This is a genomic window from Bordetella saccharivorans, from assembly GCF_045862855.1.
GTDB lineage: Bacteria > Pseudomonadota > Gammaproteobacteria > Burkholderiales > Burkholderiaceae_B > Bordetella_A > Bordetella_A petrii_F.
The window spans coordinates 3,100,985-3,126,082 of the sequence record NZ_BAAFZO010000001.1; the positions used below are offsets into that span (position 1 = coordinate 3,100,985).

Below are 25,098 nucleotides of genomic sequence, written 5' to 3' on the forward strand. Positions count from 1 at the left end.
CCTGCCTTCAGTGGGGCGCCTTGAGCGCCTGCCCGTGGCCTTCCTGGCCGATCTGCTCGTGCAGCGCCGGGTTGGCCGACAGGTTGCGGCGGCTCCAGCGCATGAACAGGACCATCAGTATCGCCACCAGCAGGCCGAACAGCACGATGATGGTGTTGATGGGCAATTGCAGCCACAGCAGCACCGTATAGACGGCGACCATCAGCAGGATGTTCAGCTGCTCGTTGAAATTCTGCACCGCGATCGAATGGCCCGCCGACAACAGCACGTGCCCGCGATGCTGCAGCAGGGCGTTCATGGGCACCACGAAGAATCCGGCCAGGCCGCCGGTGACCAGCAGCAGCGCGTAGACGCTCCAGGTGGAGTGCACCAGCGGCATCAGCAGCACCACCAGGCCCATCAGCACGCCCACGGGCAATACGCACAGCGCCTTGCGCAGCGGGATGCGGCCGGCCAGGATGGACCCGACCACGGTGCCGAGCGCCGCCACGCCCATCAGCATCGAGGCTTCGTCGAGCCGGTAGCCCAGGTGGCTGCGGCCCCATTCGATGACGATCAGCTGCAGCACCGCGCCCGCGCCCCAGAACAGGGTGGTGACCGCCAGCGAAATCTGGCCCAGCTTGTCCTGCCACAGCACGCGCACGTAGCTGGCGAAGGTCATGGTGAGCTGCACCGGGTTTTTCTGCTGGGGCGGATACCGCACATGGGTATGCGGGATCAGCAGGTTGCATAGGGCCGCCAGCAGGTACACGAAGGCGATGACCAGGATGGCGGCCTCGGCGGGCGTGTGGACCCAGCGGCCGATGTGGGCGTGCTCCAGCAGCAGCGTGGAGGCGGCCGGCGAGATCAGCAGGCCGCCCAGCACCGTGCCCAGGATGATGGACATGACCGTCAGGCCTTCGATCCAGCTATTGCCCTTGACCAGCATCTCCGGCGGCAGCATTTCGGTGACGATGCCGTATTTGGCCGGGGAATAGGCCGCGGCGCCGACGCCGACCAGGCCGTACGCGAGGCAGACCAGGTAGGTCTGGTGCGCCGGGGGAATGCCCAGGTTGGCGTACATGAACATGAGCAGGCAGCCGGCCACTTTCAGCGCATTGGTGGCGAACATCACGCGGCCCTTGGGGAACGAATCGGCCAGGGCGCCCACGAAGGCCGCCAGCACGACATAGGCCAGCGCGAACGACCATTTCATCAGCGGCGCCATCCAGTCGGGGCCTTGCAGTTCCAGTATCAAGGCGATGGCCGCGATGAACAGCGCGTTGTCTGCCAGCGACGAGAAGGCCTGCGCAGCCATGACCAGATAGAACCCGCGTTTCAAAAGAGAATCCCCGATGCCGCCAGGGCGGGCCGGCGGCGGTGAAAAACCTGTTTCGTATGAAAAAAAGTGTCAGCGAGTATAGCGTCCGATGCGCCCGGGGCGGGTTTTTCCGCATCAGGCGGCCCCCGGCACGGGCGGGGCGGGAGGCGTCCCTGGGGTATCATACGATCCGCATGCGACGGCCCCGCGGGGGGCGGTTCGCATCCGTGCGGCAGGTCCGTTAACGCCCTTCGTTCAACCTCACCCGTCCGTCATCGTACTGTGCGCCTGACTCAACTAAAACTCGCCGGCTTCAAATCGTTCGTCGACCCCACCGTGATTCCCGTGCCCAGCCAGTTGGTGGGCGTGGTGGGCCCGAACGGCTGCGGCAAGTCCAATATTATCGACGCGGTGCGCTGGGTGCTGGGCGAGGCGAAGGCTTCCGAGCTGCGTGGCGAGTCCATGCAGGACGTGATCTTCAACGGCTCGGGCAACCGCAAGCCGGCGGCCCGCGCCTCGGTCGAGATGGTCTTCGACAACAGCGAAGGCCGGGCGGCGGGCCAGTGGAGCACCTATTCCGAGATCGCCGTGCGGCGCGTGCTGACGCGCGACGGGACCAGCAGCTACTACGTCAACAACCAGCAGGTGCGGCGCCGCGACATCCATGACATCTTCCTGGGCACCGGCCTGGGCGCGCGCGGCTACGCCATCATCGGGCAGGGCATGATCAACCGCCTGATCGAGGCCCGCCCCGAGGAACTGCGGGTTTTCCTCGAAGAGGCGGCAGGCGTGTCGCGCTACAAGGAGCGGCGCCGCGAAACCGAGAACCGCCTGGCCGACACGCGCGAGAACCTGACCCGGGTCGAGGACATCCTGCGCGAACTTGGCAGCCAGCTCGAAAAACTGGAGGCCCAGGCCGAGGTGGCCCGGCAGTACCGCGAGCTGCAGGCCGATGGCGAAAAGAAACAGCACGCGCTCTGGCTGCTGAAGGAAACAGGGGCGCGCGACGAGCGCGCGCGCAAGAGCCAGGAAATGGCCCAGGCGCAGAACGATCTGGAAGCCGCCATCGCGGGCCTGCGGGCCGGCGAGGCCGAACTGGAATCGCGCCGCCAGGCCCACTACGCAGCCAGCGACGCCGTGCATGCCGCCCAGGGCCAGCTCTACGAGGCCAACGCCCAGGTCAGCCGGCTCGAGGCCGAGATCCGCCACGTGGTCGATTCGCGCAACCGCCTGCAGGCGCGCCGCGACCAATTGCAGCAGCAGATCGCCGAGTGGGATACCCAGCAGACCCACTGCACCGAACAGATCGCCCAGGCCGAGGACGACCTCGCCACGGGCGCCGCCCGCACCGAGGAAGCCCGCGCGCTGGCCGAGGACGCCCAGGCCAGCCTGCCGGCGACCGAGGCCAAGGTGCGCGACGCGGCCGCCGCGCGCGACGAGATGCGCGGCGCGCTGGCGCGCGTCGAGCAGAACCTGGCCCTGGTGGCGCAGACCCAGCGCGACGCCGACCGCCAGCTGCAGAACCTCGAGCAGCGCCGCGAGCGCCTGCAGCAGGAGCTGCGCGAGCTGCAGTCGCCCGATCCCGCCCGGCTGGAACAACTGGCCGGCGACCGCGCCGCCGGCGAGGACCAGCTCGAAGAAGCGCAGGGCGAACTGGCCGCCCTGGAGGCCCGCGTGCCCGAGGCCGACGCCGAGCGCAGCCGCGCGCAGGCAGCCTCCCACCAGGAAGCGCAAAGCCTGGCCCGCCTCGAGGCGCGGCTGGCCGCCCTGGTCAAGCTCCAGGAAGACGTGCAGAAGCAGGGCGCGCTGGAGCCCTGGCTGGCCAAGCACGAACTGGCCGGCCTGGGCCGCCTGTGGCAGAAGCTGCACATCGAACCCGGCTGGGAAAATGCCCTCGAATCAGTGCTGCGCGAGCGCATGGCCGCCATGGAGGTGCGCAACCTGGACTGGTCGCGCGCGTTCGCCGAAGACGCTCCCCCGGCGCGCCTGGCGTTCTACCAGGTGCCGGCGGCGGCGCCCGCCCCGGCTGCGCCGCAAGGCCTGACGCCGCTGGCCAGCCTGCTGCGCATCACCGATCCCGATCTGCGCACGCTGCTCAATGATTGGCTGCGCAATGTCTACACCGCGGCCGACCTGGGCCAGGCCCTGGCCCTGCGCGCCACCCTGCCGCCTGGCGCGGCCTGCGTGGTCAAGGCCGGGCACGTGGTCGACGCCCATAGCGTGCGCTTCTACGCGCCCGATTCCGAACAGGCCGGCCTGCTGGCGCGCCAGCAGGAAATCGAAAACCTGCAGCGCGAGATCAAGGCGCAGTTGCTCATCGCCGACCAGGCCCGCGCCGCCGTGGCGCGCGCCGAGGCGGCCTGGCAGCAGGTTTCGCAAGCGGTGGCGCCGGCGCGCCAGCGCGTGGCCGAGGTCACGCGCCGCGTGCACGACATCCAGCTCGAACATTCGCGCCTGCAGCAGCAGGCCGAGCAGTCCGGCGAGCGCGCCGCGCGCCTGCGCCAGGACCTCGAAGAGATCGCGGCGCACGAAGAAGATCTGCGCGCCACGCGCGAAGAGGCCGAGGCCCGCTTCGAGGCGCTCGACGCCGAACTGGCGGAACATCAGTCCCGCTTCGCCGACGCCGAGATCGCCGGCGAAGACCTGGCGGCCCAGGCCGAGGCGGCGCGCGCGCGCCTGCGCGAACTGGAGCGGGCCGCCCAGGAAGCCGAATTCGCCGAGCGCGGCATCCAGTCGCGCATCGCCGACCTGCAGCGCAACCGCCAGCTGGCCGCCGAACAAAGCCAGCGCGCCGCGGCCGAGCTCGAGCAATTGCAGCTTGACCTGGCCGAGCTCGACGCCTCGGCCTCGCAGGCGGGCCTGCAGGACGCCCTGGAAGTGCGCGCCGAGCGCGAGGAGGCCCTGTCGCGTGCGCGCCAGGAACTGGACAATCTGTCGGCCCTGCTGCGCGGTGCCGACGAAGACCGCATGCAACAGGAGCGCGCGCTGGAGCCGTTGCGCGCGCGCATTACCGAACTGCAGCTGCAGGAGCAGGCCGCCCGCCTGGCCGAGCAGCAGTTCACCGAGCAGCTCGAGGCGCGCGAAGTCGATCGCGAGGCGCTGGCGCGCGAGCTGGCCGACATGCCGGACGAATGGCGCCGCGCCAACTGGCTGCAATCCGAGGTCGGCCGCATTTCGCGCCAGATCGACGGGCTGGGGTCGGTCAACTTGGCGGCTCTCGATGAACTGAATACCTCGCGCGAGCGCAAGGAGTTCCTCGATTCGCAGCAACAGGACCTGCTGACCGCCATCGAGACGCTGGAAGACGCGATCCGCAAGATCGACCGCGAGACGCGCGAATTGCTGCAAGCCACCTTCGACACGGTCAACGGCCATTTCGGCGAGCTGTTCCCCAAGCTGTTCGGCGGCGGCGAGGCCAAGCTGACCATGACCGGCGACGAGATCCTGGACGCCGGCGTGCAGGTCATGGCGCAGCCGCCGGGCAAGCGCAACAGCACCATCCACCTGTTGTCCGGCGGCGAAAAGGCGCTGACTGCCACGGCGCTGGTGTTCGCCCTGTTCAAGCTGAATCCCGCGCCGTTCTGCCTGCTCGACGAGGTCGATGCGCCGCTGGACGACGCCAATACCGAACGCTATGCCAACCTGGTCAGCAGCATGAGCGAGCAGACCCAGTTCCTGTTCATCTCGCACAACAAGATCGCCATGCAGATGGCCAAGCAGCTGGTCGGCGTTACCATGCAAGAGCAGGGGGTTTCGCGTATCGTTGCCGTAGACATTGATTCGGCCGTGCAAATGGCCGCCGAAGCCGCATAAACCAATTACCGAATGGCGCCATTCCGCCGGCGCAGGATTGACACATGAGCGACTTGCAGATCGGGCTGATTGCCCTGGGTGTGCTGCTGATACTGCTGGTACTGGGTTTCAACTGGTGGCAGGATCGCCGCGCGCGAAACCGCATGCAGGCGCACTTTCCCGCCTCCGAGCAGGATCCCTTGCTGGGCGCCAGCGAGGCGCGCCCGGGCGGCGAATCGCCGCGGCGCGAGCCCGGCATCGGCTCGGCGGGCGCCGCCCAGGCGGCCGAGCCCGGCCCGGACGGCGATGACGCCGAAGAGCCTGATCCCGCTTGCGAGATCGTCATCGAGGTCAATTTCGGCGAGCCGGCCCGCGGCGCCGACCTGCTGCCCTACATGCAAAGCCTGCGCCACACCGGGCGCAAGCCGATCCGCGTGTTCGCCGAGACCGACGGCGGCCGCCACCGCGCGCGCATCCACGCCGGCGAATCGTACGCTTCGCTGCAGCTGGCCGTGCTGCTGGCCAACCGCAGCGGCCCGCTCACCGCCATCGAGTGGTCGCAAGCCTGGGCGCGCGCCCAGGACCTGGCCGAACGCTTCGAAGGCGCCATCGAGGGGCCCGACCAGCAGGCCGTGCTGGAGCGCGCGGCCAAGCTGGACGACGTCTGCGCCGCGCTCGACACCCAGGTGGGGTTGACGCTGTTGCTGGGCGCGCCGCGCGGCGCCACCGAGGTGGTCGGCCTGGCGCGCGAGCTCGGCTTCGCCCCTGACGGGCCGCGCCTGGCCTGGCTGGCCGATAACGGCGTGGCGCGCTTCACCCTGGCGCGCGGCGACGGGGCCGCGTTCGACGCCGGCATGTCCAGCATCGATCGCCTGTTGCTGCTGCTGGACGTGCCGTGCAGCCCGGCCGATCCGCGCGCCTTCGGCCGCATGGTCGACGTGGGGCGCGAATTGGCCGCGCGCCTGCACGCCGAATTGGTCGACGACCAGGGCAAGCCCCTGGTCGACGGCGCGGAAACCGTCATCGACGAGCGGCTGCAGGTGCTGTTCGGCCAGCTCAACCAGGCTGGCCTGCCGGCCGGCAGCCCGCGCGCGCAGCGGGTGTTCGCATAATGGCGAAACCGGCTGGCGCCCGCGAAGCGGCGCAGCGGGCCGCGCAATTGCGCGCCGAGATCGAACAGCACAATGTGCGCTATTACGTCCAGGATGCGCCGACCGTCTCCGACGCCGAGTACGACGCGCTCATGCGCGAGCTGGTCCAGCTCGAGGCCGACCATCCCGAACTGGTCACGCCCGAGTCGCCCACCCAGCGGGTCGGCGCCGCGCCGCTGGCGGCGTTCGGCAGCGTGCGCCACGCGGTGCCCATGCTGTCGCTGGGCAACGCCTTCGATCCGGAAGACGTGCAGGCCTTCGATCGCCGGGTTGCCGATACCTTGCGCGGGGCCGGGCTGCTGGGCCTGGACCAGCAGCCGGAGTATTTCTGCGAATTGAAGCTCGACGGCCTGGCCATCAGCCTGCGCTATGAAGACGGCAACCTGGTGCAGGCGGCCACGCGCGGCGACGGCCAGACCGGCGAGGACGTGACCGCCAACGTGCGCACCATCCGCGTCGTGCCGCTGCGGCTGAAAGGGGCGGCGCCGCGCGTGCTGGAGGTCCGCGGCGAAGTGCTGATGAACCGGGCCGACTTCGAGCGCCTGAATCGCACCCAGGCCGCGCGCGACGAAAAGGTCTTCGTCAACCCGCGCAATGCGGCCGCCGGCAGCCTGCGCCAGCTGGATCCGCGCATCACCGCCCAGCGCCCGCTGCGTTTTTTCGCCTATAGCTGGGGCGAGGTGCATGGTTTGCCGGGCAAGCAGGCAGGCTTGTTCGAAGAGCCGGCGCCCGGCGTGCGCAACGAGTCCACGCTGCCGCACGATAGCCACGGCGCCATGCTGGAGTGGCTGGCCGGGCTGGGCCTGCCGGTCAATGCCAGGTACAACCGCCGGGTGGTCGGCGCCGAGGGGCTGCTGGCTTTCTATGAGCAGGTCGGGCGCGAGCGTGCCGGCCTGCCCTACGACATCGACGGCGTCGTCTACAAGGTGAATTCGCTGCCGGCCCAGAAAGTGCTGGGTTTCGTGGCACGCGCCCCGCGTTTCGCGCTGGCGCACAAGTTCCCGGCCGAGGAGGCCACCACCCGGCTGCTCGACATCGAGGTGCAGGTCGGGCGCACCGGCGCCATCACGCCGGTGGCGCGGCTGCAGCCGGTATTCGTGGGCGGGGTGACGGTGACCAATGCCACCCTGCACAACGAGGACGAGATCCGCCGCAAGGACGTGCGCATCGGCGACACGGTGGTGGTGCGACGCGCCGGCGACGTGATCCCGGAAGTGGTCGCCCCGGTGCCCGAGCAGCGCCCGGCGGATGCCCGCGAGTTCGTCATGCCCACCGCCTGTCCGGTGTGCGGCTCGGCCATCGAGCGCCCCGAGGACGAGGCCATCGCGCGCTGCACCGGCGGATTGTTCTGCGCCGCGCAGCGCAAGCAGACCCTGCTGCACGCGGCGGGCCGCAAGGCGCTCGACATCGACGGCCTGGGCGAGAAACTGATCGATCAGCTGGTGGAAAGCGGCCGGGTCAAGTCGCTGGCCGACCTGTACAGCCTGACCGCCTTCGAACTGGCGGCGCTCGAACGCATGGGCAAGAAATCGGCCGAGAACCTGGTGGCCGCGATCGACAAGGCGCGCACGCCGACGCTGGGACGGCTGCTGTTCGCGCTGGGCATACGCCACGTGGGCGAGACCACCGCGCGCGACGTGGCCCGTCATTTCGGCACCATCGAAAGCATCATGGACGCCGACGAAGAAGCGCTGGCCGGCGCCCCCGACGTCGGGCCGGTGGTGGCCGGCTCGATCCGCCGTTTCTTCGCCGAGCCGCACAACCGCGAGATCATCCACTTGCTGGCGGAGCAGGGCGTGCACCCCGTGGCGGAAGCCGGCCCGCAGGGCAATACGCTGGCGGGCAAGACCTTCGTGCTGACCGGCACCATGCCCAACTGGACCCGCGACGAAGCCACCCGCCACATCCTGGCCGCTGGCGGCAAGGTCAGCGGCTCCGTCTCCAAGAAGACCGCCTACGTCGTGGCGGGCGAGGATGCCGGCAGCAAGCTGGCCAAGGCGCAGGAGCTGGGAGTCACCGTGCTGGACGAGGACGGGCTGAAAGCGCTGCTGGGCGTGTAGCTTTGAAGGGGTGTCAGGCATCTGCGGAGCCTGACACCGACGTGTGCGGCGGCTGTCTCGACGATGCGACGCCAAAAACAAGAATGCCCGCGCAATGCGGGCATTCTTTTGTGGGCACGGCGCCGCGAATTACTTGATCGTGGCTTTTTCGCGCAGTTCTTTCTGGTAGTCCGACAGCGTCTGCTGGCGCAGCATTTCTTCCAGTTGCGGGCGCACCTGGTCGAGTGGCGGGAATTCCACGGGGCGGGTGTCCTCTACCTGGATGACGTGCCAGCCGAACTGCGTCTGCACCGGCTTGTCGGCCAGCTGGCCCTTCTTCAGGCTGCTGACGGTGTCGGCGAACGGCTTGACGTAGTTGGTGGGCGCGGCCCAGCCCAGGTCGCCGCCATTGGCGGCGCTGCCCGGGTCCTTGGAGTTCTTCTTGGCCAGGTCGGCGAACTTGCCCTTGTTGCTCTTGACCTGGGCCAGCAGGTCGTTGGCGGTTTTCTCGTCTTCGACCAGGATGTGGCGGACCTTGTATTCCATCTTGCCGGCCTGCTGCTGCTTGACCTTGTCGTACTCGGCCTGCACCTGCTTGTCGGAGACCGGGTGCTTCTGCAGGTAGTCGGCCATCAGGGCGCGCACCAGGATGCCCTGGCGGGCCAGTTCGATCTCGGTCTGCACGTCGGGCTGCTTGGCGATGCCGTCTTTCTCGGCCGCCTGCACGAACACCTGGCGGTTGATCATTTCCTGCTTGACCTGCTCGCGCAGTTGCGGGGAGTCGGTGGCGCCCTGGCTGACCAGCAGCTTGACGAACTGATCCAGTTCCTGCTGCGAGATGGCCTTGCCGTTGACGGTGGCGACGTTCTGCGCGAAGGCGGGCAGCGCGACCGCGCAAGCCGCGGCCAGCATCACGATGCGTTTCATGGGAATCCTTTAATGCCGTTACTGGGGAGCTTGGGCGTCTAGCGCAAGCGCATGGATGGGATGAGGGATCAAATCGTGCAAAAGATCATACACCAGGCGATGGCGGGCCACCGGCGACAGGCCGGCAAAGCGCGCGGCCACGATATGCACGTGGTAGTGGCCGGCGCCGCCTTGCGCGCCGGCATGGCCGGCGTGCAGGTGCGAATCGTCGCGGATGTCCAGGGCGATGGGCTCGAGCGCCGCCAGGCGCGCGCGGATCAGCTCGATGCGATCGGTGTGGTCAGGCATGGGAAGGGAATGGCGATGAAGCGGCGGGTCAGTCTTTGCCGGTGTCGTTGCCGGCCTCGGATTGGCGTGGCTGCTGGATGTGGCGGCCCAGCCACACCGACTGGCCGATCACGAAGGCCACCAGCAGGCCCATCAGGCCGAACACCTTGAAGTTGACCCACTGCGATTCGGTGAAATGCCCGGAGAAAGCGACATACAGGTTGATGGCGCCGGCCGCCAGGAAAAACAGCGCCCAGCTCAGGTTGAGCTTGTCCCAGGCATGGTCGGGCAATTCGACCTGCGTGCCCAGCAGGCGCCGCATGAGGTTGCGGCCGAACAGCACGCGCGCGCCCAGCAGCGCCCCGCCGAACAGCCAGTACAGGACGGTGGGCTTCCATTTGATGAAGACGTCGCTGTGCAGCCACAACGTGGCGCCGCCGAAAATGACGATGACCGACAGGTTGATCCAGTGGGTGGCCTCGATGTGCTTGCCGGTGACGCGCAGCCATATGAACTGGGCGCCCGAGGCGGCGATGGCCACCGCCGTGGCGGTATAGATGTCGGCGAACCGGTACGCGACGAAGAACAGGATCAGCGGGAAGAGGTCGAACAGGAATTTCTTCATTCAGTCTTCGAGCGGTTCGAATTTGAGCGACAGCGAATTGATGCAGTAGCGCAGCCCGGTGGGCTCGGGGCCGTCGGGGAAGACATGGCCGAGGTGGGCGTCGCAGATATTGCACAGCACTTCGGTGCGGACCATGCCGTGCGAGGTGTCGCGTTCTTCGCGCACCCGGGCCGGATCGATGGGCTCGAAATAGCTGGGCCAGCCACAGCCGGCGTCGAACTTGGTGTCGGAGGCGAACAGGGGGGTGCCGCAGCCCACGCAGCGGTATATGCCGTGGGTGGTGGTGTCCCAGTAACGGCCGGTGAAGGCGCGTTCGGTGCCTTTCTGGCGCACCACGGCGTATTCTTCGGGCGTGAGCTGGGCGCGCCATTCGGCGTCGGTCTTGCGTACTTTTTCCATATGCACTCTTGGAGTCCCGTTCCGCGGAATGGTTCGGGCATAATCCGACCCCATGTTAATCGAGTTTGACCAGGCGGTTGTTTCCACGCCCCATTCCCAGGCGCTGCGCGGGGTCAGCCTGACCCTGGCGCAGCGGCGCATCGGCGTGGTCGGCCCGAACGGGGCCGGCAAGAGCACCCTGGCCAAGCTGCTCAATGGCCTGGTGCTGCCGACCGCCGGGCGGGTCACGGTGGATGGCCTGGACACCCGGCGCGAATTGAAGGCCGTGCGCCGCCGGGTGGGGTTCGTATTCCAGAACCCGGAAAACCAGATTGTCTATCCCATCGTACGCGAAGACATGGCGTTCGGCCTGAAAAACCGCGGCCTGGATGGGGCCGAATGCGCCCGACGCATCCAGGCCAGCCTGGCGCGGCTGGGGGTGGACCACCTGGCCGACCGGGCCAGCCACACCTTGTCCGGGGGCGAATGCCAGCTGGTGGCGCTGGCCGCGGTGCTGGTCATGGAGCCGGCCCTGGTGGTGTTCGACGAGCCGACCACCCAGCTGGACCTGCGCAACCGCAACCGGGTCGCCCGCGCCATCGGCGAGCTGGACCGGCCGGCGGTGGTGGTGAGCCACGACCTGGACCTGCTGCAGGATTTCGAGCGCGTGCTGGTCGTGGTGGACGGCCGCATCGCGGCCGACGACGCGCCCGGCGCCGCGCTGCGCTGGTATCGCGAGCACTGCGCATGATGGTCGAACCCTTGTACGTGCGCGGCCGCAGTCCGTTGCACCGGTTGCCGGCGGCGCTCAAGCTGGCGGCGCTGGTGGCGGCCGGCGCCGGCCTGTTCCTGGTGCACGACCCGCGCCTGCTGGCGATCGCCGCGGGCGTGGCCGGGCTGCTGGTCTGGTCTACCGGGGTGGGGGCGGGGGCCCTGTGGCGCCAGACGCGCGGGCTGCTGTGGGTGCTGGCCGCGATCGGCTTGTTCGCGGGCGCGTTCCAGGGCTGGCTGCACGCGCTGGGCGTGTTGCTGCGCATTGTTGCGCTGGTGGGGCTGGCCCTGGCGGTGACGCTGTCGACCCGCAGTTCCGATTTGATCGCCGTCTGCGAGCGGGCCTTGCTGCCCTTGCAGCGGCTTGGCCTGCTGGACGCCGGCAAGGTCGCCCTGGCCCTGGCGCTGGCCCTGCGCTTCGTGCCGGAGATCTGGCGGCATTTCCAGGAGATCCGCGAGGCGCAGGCCGCGCGCGGCCTGGCGCGGCACCCGCTGGCCCTGGTCGTGCCGCTGGTGGTGCGCACGCTCAAGCGGGCCGACGAAGTCGCCCAGGCCATCGATGCGCGCAGTTGAGCCGCGGGCGCGTGCCTGCCGTTTTTCATTCCCCGACGTCGTTCCGACCAGGAGCCTTCGATGAAAACCAGAGATGTCGTGCTGATTGCCTTGTTCGCCGCGCTGATCGTGGTGCTGAGCCTGGTGCCGCCGATCCCGCTGCCCGCGATCCCGGTGCCGGTGACCCTGCAGACGCTGGGCACCATGCTGGCGGGCGCCATGCTGGGGCCGTTGCGCGGGGGCCTGGCCTGCTTGCTGTATTTGGTGCTGGCCGCCATCGGCCTGCCGGTGCTGCCGGGCGGACGGGGCGGCCTGGGCGTGTTTTTCGGGCCGACCGGCGGTTTCCTAGTGGGTATGACGCTGGGTGCCGTGGTGACTGGCTGGCTGGCGCGCCAGGCGGCCGCCCGCGTGCAGCGCGGCGGGCTTGCCGTGGCGGCGTATGCGGCGGCGTGCGTGGTTGGGGGCATTCTATTGGTGTACGCAGTGGGCGTGCCCTGGCTGGCCGCCGTGACGCAGATGGAGTTGGGCAAGGCGGCGCTGGCGGTGGCGGCTTTCGTGCCGGGCGACCTGGTCAAGGCCGTGGTGGCCGGCTGGGTGGCGTGGCGGGTGGAGCGGGTGTGGCCGTTGCTCCGGGAATCCCCTTACTGACGTGTATTTGCAAACTCGGCAAGATTCGCCATTATCAAATGCGTTCGATTTTTACCGTGAGCGGAGGTTTCCGGGTCGGTGGATGGAGTGCGGGATTGGGTGGTCGTGGCATGCACGAGGGCGGATTGTGTTCTTGAGACGTCCAGGCCGGGGCTGGCGCGCGCGGGCCGGCCACGTCGCTCGGCTCGGGCGCGCCACCAGGCGCCCTCGGCCCCCTGCGGGGCTGCCCTCGCTCCAACTGGCCGGCCGCGCGCGCCAGCCCCGGCCTAGACTCGCGGCGGCGGCATGCCTGGTCCGCTGACGAGCGGTTGGCGGATCGGCGGGCTATACCGATGCCTGGCATCGCATGTAGGTGTCACACCCCTGCGTACAGCCGTGCTCGAGGAGACGACGTGGACGGGGCCTGACACCGATATGAGACATTGCGAGCCCGCGCGTGCCGGCGGGGCCCGGGCGGCCAGTTGGAGCGAGGGCAGCCCCGCAGGGGGCGAGGGCGCCTGGTGGCGCGCCCGAGCCGAGCGACGTGGCCGCCCGGGCCCCGCCGGCACGCGCGGGCGTCTCAAGAACTCAAGAATTCAAAAATCCAAACACCTCAACCATTAACAAGCAGCTCAACGCCAACTCACTACACTAGGGAAGTCACGGGGTTTTATTTGAAGGGTATTTGATACACTTCAAGGCCGTTTAAGCATTTTTCTGTATGACGTTCAACCGGGCTCGGCGTACCCCGTCGGGGCAATAACAAGAGCCCTCACAGGAGACAACAAATGACGCGCAAGCATTCCCGCTTGTCCGTGGCCGCCGCGGCCGTTGCCTTGAGCCTGCCGCTGCTCGCCGGCGCGCAGGTCAAGGTCGGTGTCACGGTCGCCAGCACCGGTCCCGCCGCTTCGCTGGGCATCCCCGAGCGTAATACCGTCGCCTTGCTGCCGACCGAAGTCGCCGGCCAGAAGATCGAATGGATCGTCCTGGACGACGCCACCGACACCACCCAGGCCGTGAAAAACTCCCGCAAGCTGGTTTCCGAGGACAAGGTCGACGTGCTGGTCGGCACGTCCGTCACGCCAGGCTCGCTGGCGATGGTCGACGTCGCTGCCGAGGCCAAGGTGCCGATGATCAGCGTGGCCGCCAGCGCCAAGATCGTCGAGCCGGTCGACGACAAGCGCCGCTGGGTGTTCAAGACCCCGCAGAACGATGCGCTGATGGCTAGCGCCCTGGCCGACGCCCTGGTCAAGGCCAAGGTCAAGACCCTCGGCTTCATCGGCTTCGCCGACGCCTATGGCGACAGCTGGCTGGCCGTGATGCGCGACGCCCTCAAGGGCAAGGGCATCGAGATCACCGCCGTCGAGAAATACGGCCGCACCGATACCAGCGTTACCGGCCAGGTGCTCAAGCTGGTCAGCGCCAAGCCCGACGCCATCCTGATCGCCGGAGCCGGCACGCCGTCGGCCCTGCCGCAAAAAGAACTGCGCGCCCGCAACTACCAGGGCACCATCTACCAGACCCACGGCGCCGCCAACAATGATGTGCTGCGCGTCTGCGGCAAGGACTGCGAAGGCATGCTGCTGCCCGCGGGCCCGCTGCTGGTGGCCGAGCAACTGCCCGACAGCAACCCGGTGAAGAAATCGGCGCTGGCCTACACCCAAGCCTACGAGGCCAAGCACGGCGACGGCTCGACCAACACCTTCGGCGGCCATATGTGGGATGCCGGCCAGCTCATCGTGGCCGCGCTGCCCACCGCGCTCAAGAGCGGCGCCAAGCCCGGCACGCCGGAATTCCGCGCCGCCATGCGCGACGCGCTGGAAGGCATCAAGGACTTGCCCGCCTCGCAAGGGGTGTTCAACATGAGCGCCACCGATCATGCCGGCTTCGACGAGCGCTCGCGCGTCATGGTCAAGGTGGAAAAGGGCAAGTGGGTATACCAGCCCGACCTGTGACCGTATTGCCGCCGGCGCGGCGCCGCCGCCCCGCCGGCATCTCCGCGCACCGGCCGCCAGGCCGGTGTGTCGTATTCGCGGCATTGTCCGGAGCGGGGCCGGCGATGCCCGGAAACCCATAAGGTAGTGGTTCGATGGATTTCTCTATAGCGCTGATCCTGCTGCAGGACGGCATCGTCAACGGTGCCATCTATGCACTGCTGGGCATGGCGCTGGTGCTGGTCTTCACCGTCACCCGTGTCATCTTCATTCCGCAGGGCGAGTTCGTGGCGTTCGGCGCCTTGACGCTGGCCATGCTGGTCAACGGCCGCGTTCCCGGCACGGCTTATCTGCTGCCGCTGTTGGGCGGCATCGTGCTGGTGCTGGAAATACTGCGCGCCCTGCGCACCGGCAGCTGGGCCGCGCTGCCCAAGGTGCTGGCCAGCTGCGTGGCGCTGCCGCTGGCGCTGCTGTGGCTGACCACTTCCTATGTGGGCAGCGACAATTCCCTGTGGTTGAACATGCTGCTCGCGCTGGTGCTCATCATCCCGATGGGGCCGATGGTGTACCGCATCGTCTACCAGCCGCTGGCCGAGGCATCGGTCCTGGTGCTGCTGATCGTGTCGGTGGCGGTGCATTTCGCGCTGACCGGACTGGCGCTGGTGTTTTTCGGCGCCGAAGGCTGGCGTACGCCCGCCTTCGTGAGCGGCCAGGTCGAGCTCGGGCCGGTGACCTGGTCGGCGCAGAGCCTGTTCGTGGTCGGCACTTGCGCGCTGCTTATCGTGGCGCTGTGGCTGTTCTTCGACAAGACCCTGTACGGACGGGCGCTGCGCGCCACCGCGGTGAACCGCCGCGGCGCGCGCCTGGTGGGCATCAGCACCGCCATGTCGGGTAGCCTGACCTTCACGCTGGCGGTGGCCATCGGCGCCATGTCGGGCATGCTGATCGCGCCCATCACCACGGTTTACTACGACACCGGTTTCCTGATCGGCCTGAAGGGCTTCGTGGGCGCCATCATCGGCGGGCTGGGCAGCTACCCGGTGGCGGCCGCCGGCGCGGTGCTGGTCGGCGTGCTGGAGGCTTTCTCGTCGTTCTGGGCCAGCGCCTACAAAGAAGTCATCGTGTTCACACTGATCATCCCGGTTCTGGTGTGGCGTTCGTTCGGCAGCCATCACGCCGACGACGAGGAGTGATCCCCATGAACCCCATGAACCGCATCCTGCTCATCCTGTTCGTCGCCTTTATCGCGATCCTGCCGCTGGTGCCGGCCACGCCGGAATTCTGGATCACGCAACTCAACTACATCGGGCTGGCCGCCATGGTCGCGCTGGGCCTGGTGCTGCTGACCGGCGTGGGCGGGCTGACCTCGTTCGGCCAGGCCGCCTTCGTCGGGCTGGGCGCCTACACTACCGCCGTGTTGACCAGCCACTATGGCGCATCGCCCTGGCTGGCGCTGCCGGTGGGTTTGCTGCTGACCGCCGTGGTGGCGTATTTGCTGGGCATCATCACGCTGCGCCTTTCCGGCCATTACCTGCCGCTGGGCACGATCGCCTGGGGGCTGTCGCTGTATTTCCTGTTCGGCAACCTGGACTGGCTGGGCAAGCACGACGGCATCGCCGGGCTGGAGCCGATCAGCGTGTTCGGCTTTTCGCTGGCCAGCGGGCGCCACATTTACTACTTGATCTGGCTGTTCCTGCTGCTCTCGCTGTGGGCCACCAGTAACCTGTTGAGCTCGCGTCCCGGGCGCGCCATCCGGGCCCTCAAGAGCGGCGCCGGCATGGCCGAGTCGATGGGCGTCAACACCGCCGCCTACAAGGTGGTGATCTTCGTCTGGGCCGCGCTGCTGGCCTGCCTGTCGGGCTGGATCTACGCCCACATGCAGCGCGCCGTCAGCCCCAGCCCGTTCGGCTTGAACTACGGCATCGAATACCTGTTCATGGCGGTGGTCGGCGGCGCCGGCCATGTCTGGGGCGCGCTGGTGGGGTCGGCCGTCATCCTGGGCCTGAAAGACCAGTTGCAGAGCCTGTTGCCGGCCTTGCTGGACACCAGCGCCAACTTCGAGCTGATCGTCTTCGGCGTACTGTTGATCCTGGTGCTGCAGTACGCGGCCAATGGCTTGTGGCCGATCCTGTCGGCCGGCTGGGCGCGCCTGACCGGGGCGGCCGGCTCGCGCCGGCGCCTGGCAGCCCCGCCGGCGGCGCCGGCCCTGCCGCATCGCGAGCGGCCGCAGGGCGGCGCGCTGGTGCTGGAAGTCGATGCCGTGCGCAAAGAGTTCGGCGGGCTGGTTGCCGTCAACGACATTTCCTTCAAGGTGCGCGCCGGCGAGATCGTCGGCCTGATCGGCCCCAACGGCGCAGGCAAGAGCACGACCTTCAACCTGATCAGCGGGGTGTTGCCCGCCACGCGCGGCCAGGTGCGCTTCCTGGGCGAGCGCATCGATGGCCAGTCGGCGCGCGAGATCGCCCGGCGCGGCGTCGGTCGCACGTTCCAGCACGTGCAATTGCTGCCCGGCATGTCAGTGCTCGAGAACGTGGCGCTGGGCGCACACCTGCGTTCCGACGTCGGCGTAATGGCCGGCGCCCTGCACAGCGAGCGGGCGCAGGAAGCACGCCTGCTGCACGAAGCGGCCCAGCAGCTCACCCGGGTCGGGTTGGGGGATTATCTGTACGAACAAGCCGGCAACCTGGCACTGGGCCAGCAACGCATCCTGGAGATCGCGCGGGCGCTGGCCAGCGACCCCGTCCTGCTGCTGCTCGACGAGCCCGCCGCCGGCCTGCGCTACAAGGAAAAGCAGGAGCTGGCGCAGGTGCTGGAGCAGTTGCGCGCCGAGGGCATGAGCATCCTGCTGGTGGAACACGATATGGACTTCGTCATGCGCCTGACCAACCACCTGGTGGTGATGGATTTCGGCACCAAGCTGGCCGAAGGCGTACCGGCCGAGGTGCAGCAGAACCCCGCCGTGCTGGAAGCCTACCTCGGCGGCATCGACGACGATCTGCCGGAGGCCGGGGCGGCCGTGCCGGCCGACGGGAGCGCGCAATGAGCCAGCAACCGATTCTCGAAGTGCGCGGGCTGTGCGCCCGCTACGGCAAAGTCGGCGCGCTCAGCGAAGCGACCCTGAGCGTGGCGCCGGGCAGTATCGTCACGGTGATCGGCGCCAACGGCGCGGGCAAGTCCACTTTGCTCAATGCCATGATGGGGGCGCTGCCGACCACCGGCCATGCCTCCGGCGCCGTCTGCTACGCGGGCGCCGACGTATCCGGCTGGCCGGTCGAGCGGCGCGTCGCCGCCGGCATGTCGCTGGTCCCCGAACGGCGCGAGCTGTTCGGCAGCATGTCGGTGGAAGACAACCTGCTGCTGGGCGGATTCCGCCGCTACCGGGCGCGCGAAAGCGGCTGGCGCGGCACGCTGGACGAGGTCTTCGAGCTGTTTCCGCGCCTGCGCGAACGGCGGCGCCAGGAAGCCGGCACGCTGTCGGGCGGCGAACGCCAGATGCTGGCGGTCGGCCGGGCGCTGATGGCCAAGCCGCGCCTGCTGATGCTGGACGAGCCCAGCCTGGGCCTGGCGCCGCGCATCGTGCGCGAGATTTTCCACATCATCGCGCGGCTGCGCGAAACCGGCGTGGCCATCCTGCTGGTCGAGCAGAACGCCCGCGCCGCGCTGCAGGTGGCCGACTACGGCTACGTGCTCGAGACCGGCGAGGTCATCCTGCACGGGCCGGCGCGCGAACTGGCCGGCAATCCGCGGGTGATCGAAAGCTACCTGGGGCTGGGCAAGGGGAGCTGAAGCGTGGTGCCGCGGTGTCAGGCACCTGCGGACCCTGACACCTGCAACACTCGTTGTCGGGCTGGACCCGCTAGGTCTTGCTGCCGGGCCAGCGGCCGCCCAGCGCCTGGGTGGCCGCGGCGGCCGCCGCGCCGGCCAGCCGCGACATTTTCTTGACGGCGGCCGGGGTGAAGCGTTCCTTCGGGCCGGACAGCGAGATGGCTCCGCACATTTCGCCGTCCGGGCCGAATACCGGGCAGGCCACTGCCGCGCAGTTCGGGTCGCGCTCGCCCATGGAGATCATGCTCAGGCCGGCCTCCGCGACGGGCTGGCGCTTGATCAGGTAGGCCGTCAGCAGGCGGCCGGCGGCGCCCTTGTCGAGCGGCAGCAGGTCGCCGACGCGGATGCGGTCCAGCGTCGAGTGGTGCGAGTCGACGCGCAGCAGGCACATGCGCGTGCGGGCGTCGTGGTAGGCATGGAACGACGCGCTCTCGGTGCCCTGGTCGACCAGTTGCTGCAACAGCGGCTGCACCGTTTCGGTCAGGCGGTAGGTGGCTTCGTAGGCGCGCCCCAGGCGGTGCGCGTACGGGCCGAGCGCATAGCGCCCGTCGTTGCGGCGCACTACCAGGGCGGCCTTTTCGAGCGACGCGATGAGCCGCAGCAAAGTGCTTTTGTAGAAGCCCGTGGCGCGGGACAGGTCGGCCAGCGTGATGGCGTCGGTGTGTTGCGCGACGGCATCGACGATGGCCAGTGCGCGTTCGACGGCGGCTACGCCGTCGGAGGAGGGCTCGGGTTGGGGGCTGCGAGGCATGGACGAGGGTGCGGGGTTTAGGCCGAATCCGCGTCGACGAGCCGGCTGATCACCGGAAAATAGCGGTTGCCGTGGCCTTGCTCGATGGCGGCCGCGAACCACTGATCGACGGTGCGCGCGCCCGGCGCGTCGACGCCGGTCTGCGCGGCCAGGGCCAATGCGTAGCGCAGGTCCTTGCGGGCATATTCGACCGGAAAGGCTTTTTCGGGAAATTCACCGGGGAGAATAGCCTTTAAGCCATGGTTGCGCAACGCGAAGCTGTCGGCCGAGCCGCGCGTGAAGGTCTCCAGCAGCACCTGCGGGTCGACTCCCGAGCGCCGCGCGATGGCGCGCGCCTCCGACAGCGCCGCGACGGTCTCGAACAGCACCATGTTGTTGAGGATCTTGACCACCTGGCCGCAGCCCACGGGGCCGCAGTGGGTGATCTCCGACGCGAAGGTGGCGATCAGCGGCCGCACCCGCGCGTACACCTCGGCGGTGGCGCCCACCATCACGGACAGCGTGCCGGCCTCGGCCGCCGCGCGCGTGCGGGCCACTGGCGCGTCGATGAAAATGGCGCCCTTGGCGGCGAACTCGGCGGCCAGCGCGCGGGTGACGTCGACCGGCGATGTGCTGGTGTCCACGATCACCTGGCCGGGCCGCGTGTTGGCCAGCAGCCCCTGGGGCGCGCGCGCGACCTCGGCCACGACCTCGCCCGAAGGGAGGGAAAGGAACAGGACGTCGCTGCGCGCCGCCACGTCCGCCAGCGCGACGGCCGCGGCGACGCCGTGCGCGGCCAGCCGCTGCAGCGGGGCGGGGTTGCTGTCGTAGCCCAGCACGGGCAGCCCGCCTTTTTGCGCCAGGTTGCGGCAGATGGGTTCGCCCATAACACCCATGCCGATGAAGCCGGCATGCTTGAAATCAGTCATGTGAGTGGTCTCCGTGATTGTCGCGGCCTGCTTACAGGCCCCAGTAGATGCCCTTGGATTGCTGGTACAGGCGCAGCCCGGACAAGCCTTTCTCGCGCCCGATGCCGCTTTGCTTGAAGCCGCCGAACGGCGTGGCGATGGAAAGCTGCTTGTAGGTGTTGATCCATACGCTGCCCGCTTCCAGCCGGCGCGCCACCCGCCAGGCGCGCCGGTAATCGGCGGTCCAGATACCCGCCGCCAGCCCGTACGCGCTGTCGTTGGCCTGGGCGACCAGGTCTTCCTCGTCGTCGAACGGCAGCACGCACAGCACCGGTCCGAAGATTTCTTCGCGCACCACGCGGGCGTTGCCGTCCAGCCGGCCCAGGATGGTCGGCAGATAGAACGCGCCCGCCCGCAGCGCGTCGCTGTCGGGGCGGCGCCCGCCCAGCAGGATCTCGCCGCCGTCTTCCAGCGCCGAACCCACCATGCCCTCGATCTTGTCGCGATGCGCGAACGAGGCGATCGGTCCCATCTGCGCGCCGGCCGCATCCGGCAAATCGACCTTGAGCCGCCCGGCCCGCGCCACCAGCCGTTCCACGAAGGCCTGCGCGATGCCGCGCTGCACGTACAGCCGCGAGCCGGCCACGCAGGATTGGCCGCTGCCTTCGAAGATGCCGCCGATGACGGCATCGATGGCGGCGTCCTGCTCGGCGTCGGCGAACACGATGTGCGGCGACTTGCCGCCCAGCTCGAGCGCCACCGGCATCAGCTTGTCGGCGGCCACCCGCGCGATCGCCCGGCCGCTGGCGGTGCCGCCGGTGAACGACACCATGCGCACGCCGGGATGTTCCACCAGCCGCTTGCCGGCCGTGGCGCCCAGCCCGGTGATGACGTTGAGGATGCCCGGCGGCAGGCCGGCCTCGAGCGCGATGCGGCCCAGTTCGAGCGCCGGCGAGGAAGTGACCTCCGACGGCTTGAGGATGACCGCGTTGCCCGCCGCCAGTGCCGGCGCGACCTTCTGCGCCTCCATGGTCATGGGCGAATTCCATGGCGTGATGGCCGCCACCACGCCATAGGGCTCGTACTGCGTCATCGACAGGTAATCGCCGCGCGGCGGCGTGACTTCGGCCGTGAGCGTCTCGCACACGCCGGCGTAATAGCGGAACGTGGCCGACGCGCTGGCGACCTGGGCCCGGCATTCCGCCTGGACCTTGCCGTTCTCGATCATCTGCAGGCGCGCCAGCGTATCGGCATGGCGGTCCATGCCGTCGGCAATGGCGCGCAGCAAGGCGGCCCGCTTGTGCGGCAGCATGTCGCGCCAGGCGGGCTGCCGCACGGCATTCCAGGCGCTCTCGACAGCCTGGTCCACGTGGGCCTCGGAGGCCGCGCTGATCAGGAAATTGGCTTGCCCCGTGGCTGGGTTGACGGATTCGAACGCCTGGCCGGGCGCGGCGATCCATTCGCCGGCGATGAGCAGCGGCTTGAGGGCGGGAGGGGTTTCAGAAGCGGCGGACATGCATGCGGTTCCTTGTCGTGGCGTGGCTGTCCGCAGGTGGGGAAAACCTGGATGACAGCATTTTGTCGTTGACACCTTGTCGGGCGCAACCTATAAAATAGAATACGTGTTCTGTAGAACGGAACACAAAGAATATTACAAACGATCCTGAGATGACAAGAGGAGATTCGTAAAAATGCTCAAGCAGTGGATCCGCGCCGGCCTGTGCGCGATGGTGTTGACAGGCGCGGCGGCGCACGCCGATCCGTATCCCGCCAGACCGGTCAGCATGGTCGTGCCCTATCCCGCCGGCGGGGCCACCGACGTGGTGGCGCGCGCCGTGGCGGAGCAGCTGACGCAAGCCTGGAAGCAGCCCGTGGTGGTGGAGAACCGTGCCGGCGCCGGCACCACGATCGCCGCGGCCGCCGTGGCGCGCGCGCCGGGCGATGGCTACACGCTGTTCATGACCACGTCGGCGCACACCATCAGCGGCCATCTCTATCCCCAGCTGCCGTACGACCCGGTCAAGGACTTCGCGCCGATCACGCTGGTCACCAAGGTGCCGCTGGTGCTGGTGGTGAATCCCGCGGTGCCGGCCGCCACGCTGCCCGAGTTCCTGGACTACCTGAAGGCGCATGGCGACAAGGTCAATTTCGCGTCGCCCGGCAATGGCACCGCCCAGCACTTGAGCGGCGAGCTGTTCAAGCTGGCCACGCAATCGCAGATCATCCACGTGCCATACCGGGGCGACGCGCCGGCGTTCACCGACCTGGCGGGCGGGCAGGTGCAGATGATGCTGGCCACCATCACCTCCGCGTTGCCGCTCATCAAGTCCGGCAAGCTGCGCGCGCTGGCCGTGGCGCATGGCAAGCGCGTGCCGGCCCTGGCGGAGGTCCCCACCTTCGCGGAGGCCGGCATGCCCGGGTTCGAGGCCGCCACCTGGTTCGGCCTGCTGGCGCCCGCCTCGCTGCCGCCCGGACTGGCCCAGCGCATCTACCAGGACGTCGCGCGCATCGTCGACACCCCGCAGATGCGCCAGCGCATCGAGGCGCTGGGCGGCGATGTCGCCAACAGCACGCCGCAGCAATTCGCCGAGTTCATTGCCGCCGAACAGCAGAAGTGGGGCAAGGCGGTGCAGGCGGCAGGGGCCGCCAAACCCTAGCGGCGACGCCGCTCGCACAAACACAAGAGGAGACATCAATGAACAAGAGCACATCCTGGCTGGCCGCCGCCTGCGCGGCGTTGTCCCTGGCCGGCGCGGCGCCGGCGTCGGCCGCCTATCCCGACGCGCCCGTGAAGTTCGTGGTGGGCTTCAGCCCGGGCAGCACCATCGACAGCGTGGCGCGTATCGTGGGCGACGCCCTGGCCGCCCGCACCGGACAGTCTTTCGTGGTGGAAAACAAGACCGGCGCCAACGGCATGATCGCGGCCCGCACGGTGGCCCAGGCCGATGCCGACGGCTACACCATCCTGATCAGCAATTCCAGTTCCATCACGGTCAATCCCTTGCTCTACAAGGACCTGGGCTACCACCCGCTGAAGGATTTCGAACCGGTCAGCACCGTGGTGGCCGTGCCGTTCGTACTGACCATCAATCCCGGCAGCAGCCGCATGCAAGCGGTGGACAGCGTCCAGGACCTGGTTGCCATGGCGCGGCGCAACCCCGGCTCGGTCAGCTACGGGTCGGCCGGCAACGGCAACCTGATGCACCTGGCTGGCGCCCAGCTGGCCACCATGGCGGAAGTGCAGATGCTGCACGTGCCCTACCGCGGCGCGGCGCCCATGGAAGCGGGCCTGTTGGCCAATGAGGTGGATTTCGGCTTCGACACGCTGTCGGGCGTGCCGCTCATCAAGTCCGGCAAGCTCAAGGCGCTGGCCGTGTCCACCAAGGAGCGCTGGCACGACCTGCCCGACGTCCCCGCGGTGGCCGAGCTTGGCTACCCGGAATTCGACATTTCCTTCTGGGTCGGCGTGTTCGCGCCGGCCGGCACGCCGCCCGAGGTCGTGGCCAGCCTGAACCAGGCCATAGCCGCCGCCGCCGCCGACCCCCAGGTGCGCCAGCGGCTGGCTGCCCAGGGCCGGCCGGCGACGCAGTCGCCGCAGGCTTTCCGCGCCAAGATCGCCGATGAGCTGAAACAAAACCAGGCGCTGATCCAGCGCGCCAACATCAAGATCGATTGACCACGCCGGCGGCCATGCCGGCGCGAAAAGGAGCAAAGCGTGTCGTGGCAGAACGAACTGGATGAGCTCGCCTTGCGCAAGCAGCTGGCGGCCCGCATGGGCGGCGAGGAGAAAGTGCGGCGCCATCGCGACGGCGGCAAATTGCCGGTGCGCGAGCGCATCGAGCGCATGGTGGACGCGGACTCGTTCCGCGAAGTGGGAGCGCTGGCCGGCAGCGGCCAGTACGATGAGCAAGGACGCCTGCTCGACCTGACTCCCTCCAACCTGTTGATCGGGCGGGCCCGCATCGACGCGCGGCCGGTGGTGGTGGCCGCCGACGATTTCACCGTGCGCGGCGGCGCCAACGACGGCGCGGTCGGCGACAAGCTGGTCGAGTCCGAGCGCATGGCGCAGGACCTGCGCGTGCCGCTGGTGCGGCTGGTGGACGGCACCGGCGGCGGCGGGTCGGTGCGCAATGTCGAGGTCAAGGGGCATACCTTGCTGCCCAAGCTGCGCATGTGGCCGTTGATGGCGCAGAACCTCGCCACCGTGCCGGTGGTGTCGCTGGCGCTGGGTTCAGTGGCGGGGCTGGGCGCCGCCCGCGTCGCCGCCAGCCATTACTCGGTCATGGTGCGCGACACGGCGCAGTTGTTCATCGCCGGTCCGCCGGTGGTGGCGCGCATCGGCCAGCAACTGGACAAGAATGAGCTGGGCGGCAGCGACATCCACACCCGCAATGGCGTGGTGGACGACGAAGCGGAATCGGAGGAGGCCGCCTTCGCGATGGCGCGCCGCTTCCTGTCGTACCTGCCGCGCTCGGTGCACGAGCTGCCGCCGCGCGGGCCCGTGCCCGCGGCGGCCGACCCGGACCTGGCCTGGCTGCGCGCGGCCGTGCCGCGCGACAGCCGCGCCGTCTACAAGATGCGGCCGATCGTCGAGGCCCTGGTGGACCCCGGTTCATTCATGGAGCTGGGGCGCCGCTGGGGCCGCGCCGTCATCACCGGGCTGGCGCGCCTGGACGGCTGGCCGGTGGCCGTGTTCGCCAGCGATCCCTACATTTACGGCGGCGGCTGGGACGGGCCCGCCGCCGAAAAATTCACCCGCCTGCTGGACCTGGCGGAAACCTTCCATTTGCCGGTGGTGAATTTCGTCGACATCCCGGGTTTCCAGATCGGGCTCGCGGCCGAGAAATCCGGGGCGATGCGCTATGGGGTGCGCGCCCTGACCGCGGTGGCCCAGTCCACTGTGCCATGGTGCACGATCCTGGTGCGCAAGGCATTCGGCGTGGCCGCCGGCGGGCACCAGAGCGCGGGACGCTTCAACTTCCGCTATGCCTGGCCTTCCGCGCAGTGGGGCTCGCTGCCCATCGAGGGCGGCCTGGAGGTGGCTTACAAAGCCGATATCGAGGCGGCGGCGGACCCGCAGGCCAAGATGCGCGAGATCGAGGCCCGCGTGCGCAGCCTGACTTCGCCGTTCCGCAGCGCCGAGGCCTTCGTGGTCGAGGACATCATCGACCCGGCCGAGACGCGCGCGGTGCTGCGCGAATTCATCGACGTGGTGACGCCCTTGCGCCAGCCCGGCGAACGCCGCGTCGGCTATCGGCCTTGAGGAGCGCGC

At 68.8% G+C, this 25,098-nt stretch carries 21 protein-coding genes; 13 read left to right on the forward strand and 8 right to left on the reverse strand.

Annotated features, from left to right (window positions below):
• Positions 1-7: 7 nt before the first annotated feature.
• On the reverse strand, positions 8-1,321 hold the full coding sequence (gene lplT, locus ACKTT0_RS14890) for a lysophospholipid transporter LplT (protein WP_407850621.1): 1,314 nt from the start codon (positions 1,319-1,321) through the stop codon (positions 8-10).
• A gap of 261 nt (positions 1,322-1,582) precedes the next feature.
• Between lplT and smc the strand changes: the two genes are divergently transcribed.
• Genes smc through ligA form a run of 3 tightly spaced genes read left to right on the forward strand, consistent with a single transcriptional unit; the run spans position 1,583 to position 8,303 of the window.
• Positions 1,583-5,113 carry a chromosome segregation protein SMC gene (gene smc / locus ACKTT0_RS14895; RefSeq protein WP_407850622.1) on the forward strand — a complete coding sequence of 1,177 codons (3,531 nt, stop codon included), beginning with the start codon at positions 1,583-1,585 and terminating at the stop codon, positions 5,111-5,113.
• 44 nt (positions 5,114-5,157) lie between these two features.
• The gene (locus ACKTT0_RS14900) at positions 5,158-6,204 is read left to right on the forward strand and encodes a cell division protein ZipA C-terminal FtsZ-binding domain-containing protein (RefSeq protein WP_407850623.1); all 1,047 of its coding nucleotides are present in this window, start codon (positions 5,158-5,160) and stop codon (positions 6,202-6,204) included.
• A complete protein-coding gene (ligA, locus tag ACKTT0_RS14905; protein ID WP_407850624.1) occupies positions 6,204-8,303 on the forward strand; it encodes an NAD-dependent DNA ligase LigA in 2,100 nt (699 codons plus the stop codon). Before ACKTT0_RS14900 ends, ligA begins: the two co-directional genes overlap by 1 nt.
• A 129-nt stretch (positions 8,304-8,432) precedes the next feature.
• Here the strand turns inward: ligA and ACKTT0_RS14910 are convergent, their stop codons facing one another.
• From ACKTT0_RS14910 to msrB, 4 genes are read right to left on the reverse strand one after another with little or no spacing between them, the layout of a single operon-like run.
• The gene (locus ACKTT0_RS14910) at positions 8,433-9,209 is read right to left on the reverse strand and encodes a peptidylprolyl isomerase (RefSeq protein WP_028356426.1); all 777 of its coding nucleotides are present in this window, start codon (positions 9,207-9,209) and stop codon (positions 8,433-8,435) included.
• Between the two features lie 18 nt (positions 9,210-9,227).
• Positions 9,228-9,497 (reverse strand): BolA family protein, encoded by a 270-nt coding sequence (locus tag ACKTT0_RS14915; RefSeq protein ID WP_407850625.1) that lies wholly within the window; start codon positions 9,495-9,497, stop codon positions 9,228-9,230.
• 28 nt (positions 9,498-9,525) lie between these two features.
• A complete protein-coding gene (locus ACKTT0_RS14920) occupies positions 9,526-10,101 on the reverse strand; it encodes a septation protein A (RefSeq protein WP_407850626.1) in 576 nt (191 codons plus the stop codon).
• A complete protein-coding gene (gene msrB, locus ACKTT0_RS14925) occupies positions 10,102-10,500 on the reverse strand; it encodes a peptide-methionine (R)-S-oxide reductase MsrB (protein ID WP_407850627.1) in 399 nt (132 codons plus the stop codon). It abuts the gene before it with no gap.
• 52 nt (positions 10,501-10,552) lie between these two features.
• Here msrB and ACKTT0_RS14930 point away from each other — a divergent pair, with 52 nt between their 5' ends.
• The 7 genes from ACKTT0_RS14930 to ACKTT0_RS14960 all read left to right on the forward strand — a co-directional run bounded on the left by ACKTT0_RS14930 (position 10,553) and on the right by ACKTT0_RS14960 (position 18,149).
• Positions 10,553-11,230: an energy-coupling factor ABC transporter ATP-binding protein gene (locus tag ACKTT0_RS14930; protein WP_407850628.1), complete on the forward strand. Its 678-nt coding sequence runs from the start codon at positions 10,553-10,555 to the stop codon at positions 11,228-11,230.
• The gene (locus ACKTT0_RS14935; protein WP_407852435.1) at positions 11,230-11,823 is read left to right on the forward strand and encodes an energy-coupling factor transporter transmembrane component T family protein; all 594 of its coding nucleotides are present in this window, start codon (positions 11,230-11,232) and stop codon (positions 11,821-11,823) included. Before ACKTT0_RS14930 ends, ACKTT0_RS14935 begins: the two co-directional genes overlap by 1 nt.
• A 60-nt stretch (positions 11,824-11,883) precedes the next feature.
• Positions 11,884-12,450 (forward strand): biotin transporter BioY, encoded by a 567-nt coding sequence (locus ACKTT0_RS14940; protein ID WP_407850629.1) that lies wholly within the window; start codon positions 11,884-11,886, stop codon positions 12,448-12,450.
• Between the two features lie 767 nt (positions 12,451-13,217).
• Positions 13,218-14,384, forward strand: coding sequence for an ABC transporter substrate-binding protein (locus ACKTT0_RS14945; RefSeq protein ID WP_407850630.1), 1,167 nt, complete (start codon positions 13,218-13,220; stop codon positions 14,382-14,384).
• 134 nt (positions 14,385-14,518) lie between these two features.
• Positions 14,519-15,556 (forward strand): branched-chain amino acid ABC transporter permease, encoded by a 1,038-nt coding sequence (locus ACKTT0_RS14950; protein ID WP_407850631.1) that lies wholly within the window; start codon positions 14,519-14,521, stop codon positions 15,554-15,556.
• Positions 15,557-15,570: 14 nt separating this feature from the next.
• Positions 15,571-17,406: a branched-chain amino acid ABC transporter ATP-binding protein/permease gene (locus ACKTT0_RS14955; RefSeq protein ID WP_407852436.1), complete on the forward strand. Its 1,836-nt coding sequence runs from the start codon at positions 15,571-15,573 to the stop codon at positions 17,404-17,406.
• On the forward strand, positions 17,403-18,149 hold the full coding sequence (locus ACKTT0_RS14960; RefSeq protein WP_407850632.1) for an ABC transporter ATP-binding protein: 747 nt from the start codon (positions 17,403-17,405) through the stop codon (positions 18,147-18,149). The genes ACKTT0_RS14955 and ACKTT0_RS14960 overlap by 4 nt, the downstream gene beginning before the upstream one ends.
• Positions 18,150-18,219: 70 nt before the next feature.
• Here the strand turns inward: ACKTT0_RS14960 and ACKTT0_RS14965 are convergent, their stop codons facing one another.
• From ACKTT0_RS14965 to ACKTT0_RS14975, 3 genes are read right to left on the reverse strand one after another with little or no spacing between them, the layout of a single operon-like run.
• Positions 18,220-18,939 (reverse strand): IclR family transcriptional regulator, encoded by a 720-nt coding sequence (locus ACKTT0_RS14965; protein WP_407850633.1) that lies wholly within the window; start codon positions 18,937-18,939, stop codon positions 18,220-18,222.
• Positions 18,940-18,956: 17 nt separating this feature from the next.
• Complete coding sequence (locus tag ACKTT0_RS14970; protein WP_407850634.1) at positions 18,957-19,847, reverse strand: NAD(P)-dependent oxidoreductase; 891 nt, start codon at positions 19,845-19,847, stop codon at positions 18,957-18,959.
• 31 nt (positions 19,848-19,878) lie between these two features.
• Positions 19,879-21,342 (reverse strand): aldehyde dehydrogenase, encoded by a 1,464-nt coding sequence (locus ACKTT0_RS14975; RefSeq protein ID WP_407850635.1) that lies wholly within the window; start codon positions 21,340-21,342, stop codon positions 19,879-19,881.
• 175 nt (positions 21,343-21,517) lie between these two features.
• Here ACKTT0_RS14975 and ACKTT0_RS14980 point away from each other — a divergent pair, with 175 nt between their 5' ends.
• From ACKTT0_RS14980 to ACKTT0_RS14990, 3 genes are read left to right on the forward strand one after another with little or no spacing between them, the layout of a single operon-like run.
• Positions 21,518-22,483, forward strand: coding sequence for a tripartite tricarboxylate transporter substrate binding protein (locus ACKTT0_RS14980; RefSeq protein ID WP_407850636.1), 966 nt, complete (start codon positions 21,518-21,520; stop codon positions 22,481-22,483).
• 38 nt (positions 22,484-22,521) lie between these two features.
• Positions 22,522-23,502, forward strand: coding sequence for a Bug family tripartite tricarboxylate transporter substrate binding protein (locus ACKTT0_RS14985; protein WP_407850637.1), 981 nt, complete (start codon positions 22,522-22,524; stop codon positions 23,500-23,502).
• Positions 23,503-23,541: 39 nt separating this feature from the next.
• Entirely contained in the window at positions 23,542-25,089 is a 1,548-nt protein-coding gene (locus ACKTT0_RS14990) for an acyl-CoA carboxylase subunit beta (RefSeq protein WP_407850638.1), read from the forward strand.
• Positions 25,090-25,098: the final 9 nt, after the last annotated feature.

Excerpts from the sequence above, each read along its gene's own strand:
- ACKTT0_RS14940 (WP_407850629.1), top strand. The coding sequence starts at position 11,884 with ATGAAAACCAGAGATGTCGTGCTGATTGCCTTGTTCGCCGCGCTGATC.
- ACKTT0_RS14945 (WP_407850630.1), top strand. The coding sequence starts at position 13,218 with ATGACGCGCAAGCATTCCCGCTTGTCCGTGGCCGCCGCGGCCGTTGCC.
- ligA (WP_407850624.1), top strand. The coding sequence starts at position 6,204 with ATGGCGAAACCGGCTGGCGCCCGCGAAGCGGCGCAGCGGGCCGCGCAA.
- ACKTT0_RS14930 (WP_407850628.1), top strand. The coding sequence starts at position 10,553 with ATGTTAATCGAGTTTGACCAGGCGGTTGTTTCCACGCCCCATTCCCAG.
- ACKTT0_RS14970 (WP_407850634.1), bottom strand. The coding sequence starts at position 19,847 with ATGACTGATTTCAAGCATGCCGGCTTCATCGGCATGGGTGTTATGGGC.
- ACKTT0_RS14935 (WP_407852435.1), top strand. The coding sequence starts at position 11,230 with ATGGTCGAACCCTTGTACGTGCGCGGCCGCAGTCCGTTGCACCGGTTG.
- ACKTT0_RS14910 (WP_028356426.1), bottom strand. The coding sequence starts at position 9,209 with ATGAAACGCATCGTGATGCTGGCCGCGGCTTGCGCGGTCGCGCTGCCC.
- ACKTT0_RS14920 (WP_407850626.1), bottom strand. The coding sequence starts at position 10,101 with ATGAAGAAATTCCTGTTCGACCTCTTCCCGCTGATCCTGTTCTTCGTC.
- ACKTT0_RS14985 (WP_407850637.1), top strand. The coding sequence starts at position 22,522 with ATGAACAAGAGCACATCCTGGCTGGCCGCCGCCTGCGCGGCGTTGTCC.
- ACKTT0_RS14900 (WP_407850623.1), top strand. The coding sequence starts at position 5,158 with ATGAGCGACTTGCAGATCGGGCTGATTGCCCTGGGTGTGCTGCTGATA.
- ACKTT0_RS14980 (WP_407850636.1), top strand. The coding sequence starts at position 21,518 with ATGCTCAAGCAGTGGATCCGCGCCGGCCTGTGCGCGATGGTGTTGACA.
- ACKTT0_RS14975 (WP_407850635.1), bottom strand. The coding sequence starts at position 21,342 with ATGTCCGCCGCTTCTGAAACCCCTCCCGCCCTCAAGCCGCTGCTCATC.
- ACKTT0_RS14965 (WP_407850633.1), bottom strand. The coding sequence starts at position 18,939 with ATGCCTCGCAGCCCCCAACCCGAGCCCTCCTCCGACGGCGTAGCCGCC.
- ACKTT0_RS14960 (WP_407850632.1), top strand. The coding sequence starts at position 17,403 with ATGAGCCAGCAACCGATTCTCGAAGTGCGCGGGCTGTGCGCCCGCTAC.
- ACKTT0_RS14915 (WP_407850625.1), bottom strand. The coding sequence starts at position 9,497 with ATGCCTGACCACACCGATCGCATCGAGCTGATCCGCGCGCGCCTGGCG.
- ACKTT0_RS14955 (WP_407852436.1), top strand. The coding sequence starts at position 15,571 with ATGAACCGCATCCTGCTCATCCTGTTCGTCGCCTTTATCGCGATCCTG.
- msrB (WP_407850627.1), bottom strand. The coding sequence starts at position 10,500 with ATGGAAAAAGTACGCAAGACCGACGCCGAATGGCGCGCCCAGCTCACG.
- ACKTT0_RS14950 (WP_407850631.1), top strand. The coding sequence starts at position 14,519 with ATGGATTTCTCTATAGCGCTGATCCTGCTGCAGGACGGCATCGTCAAC.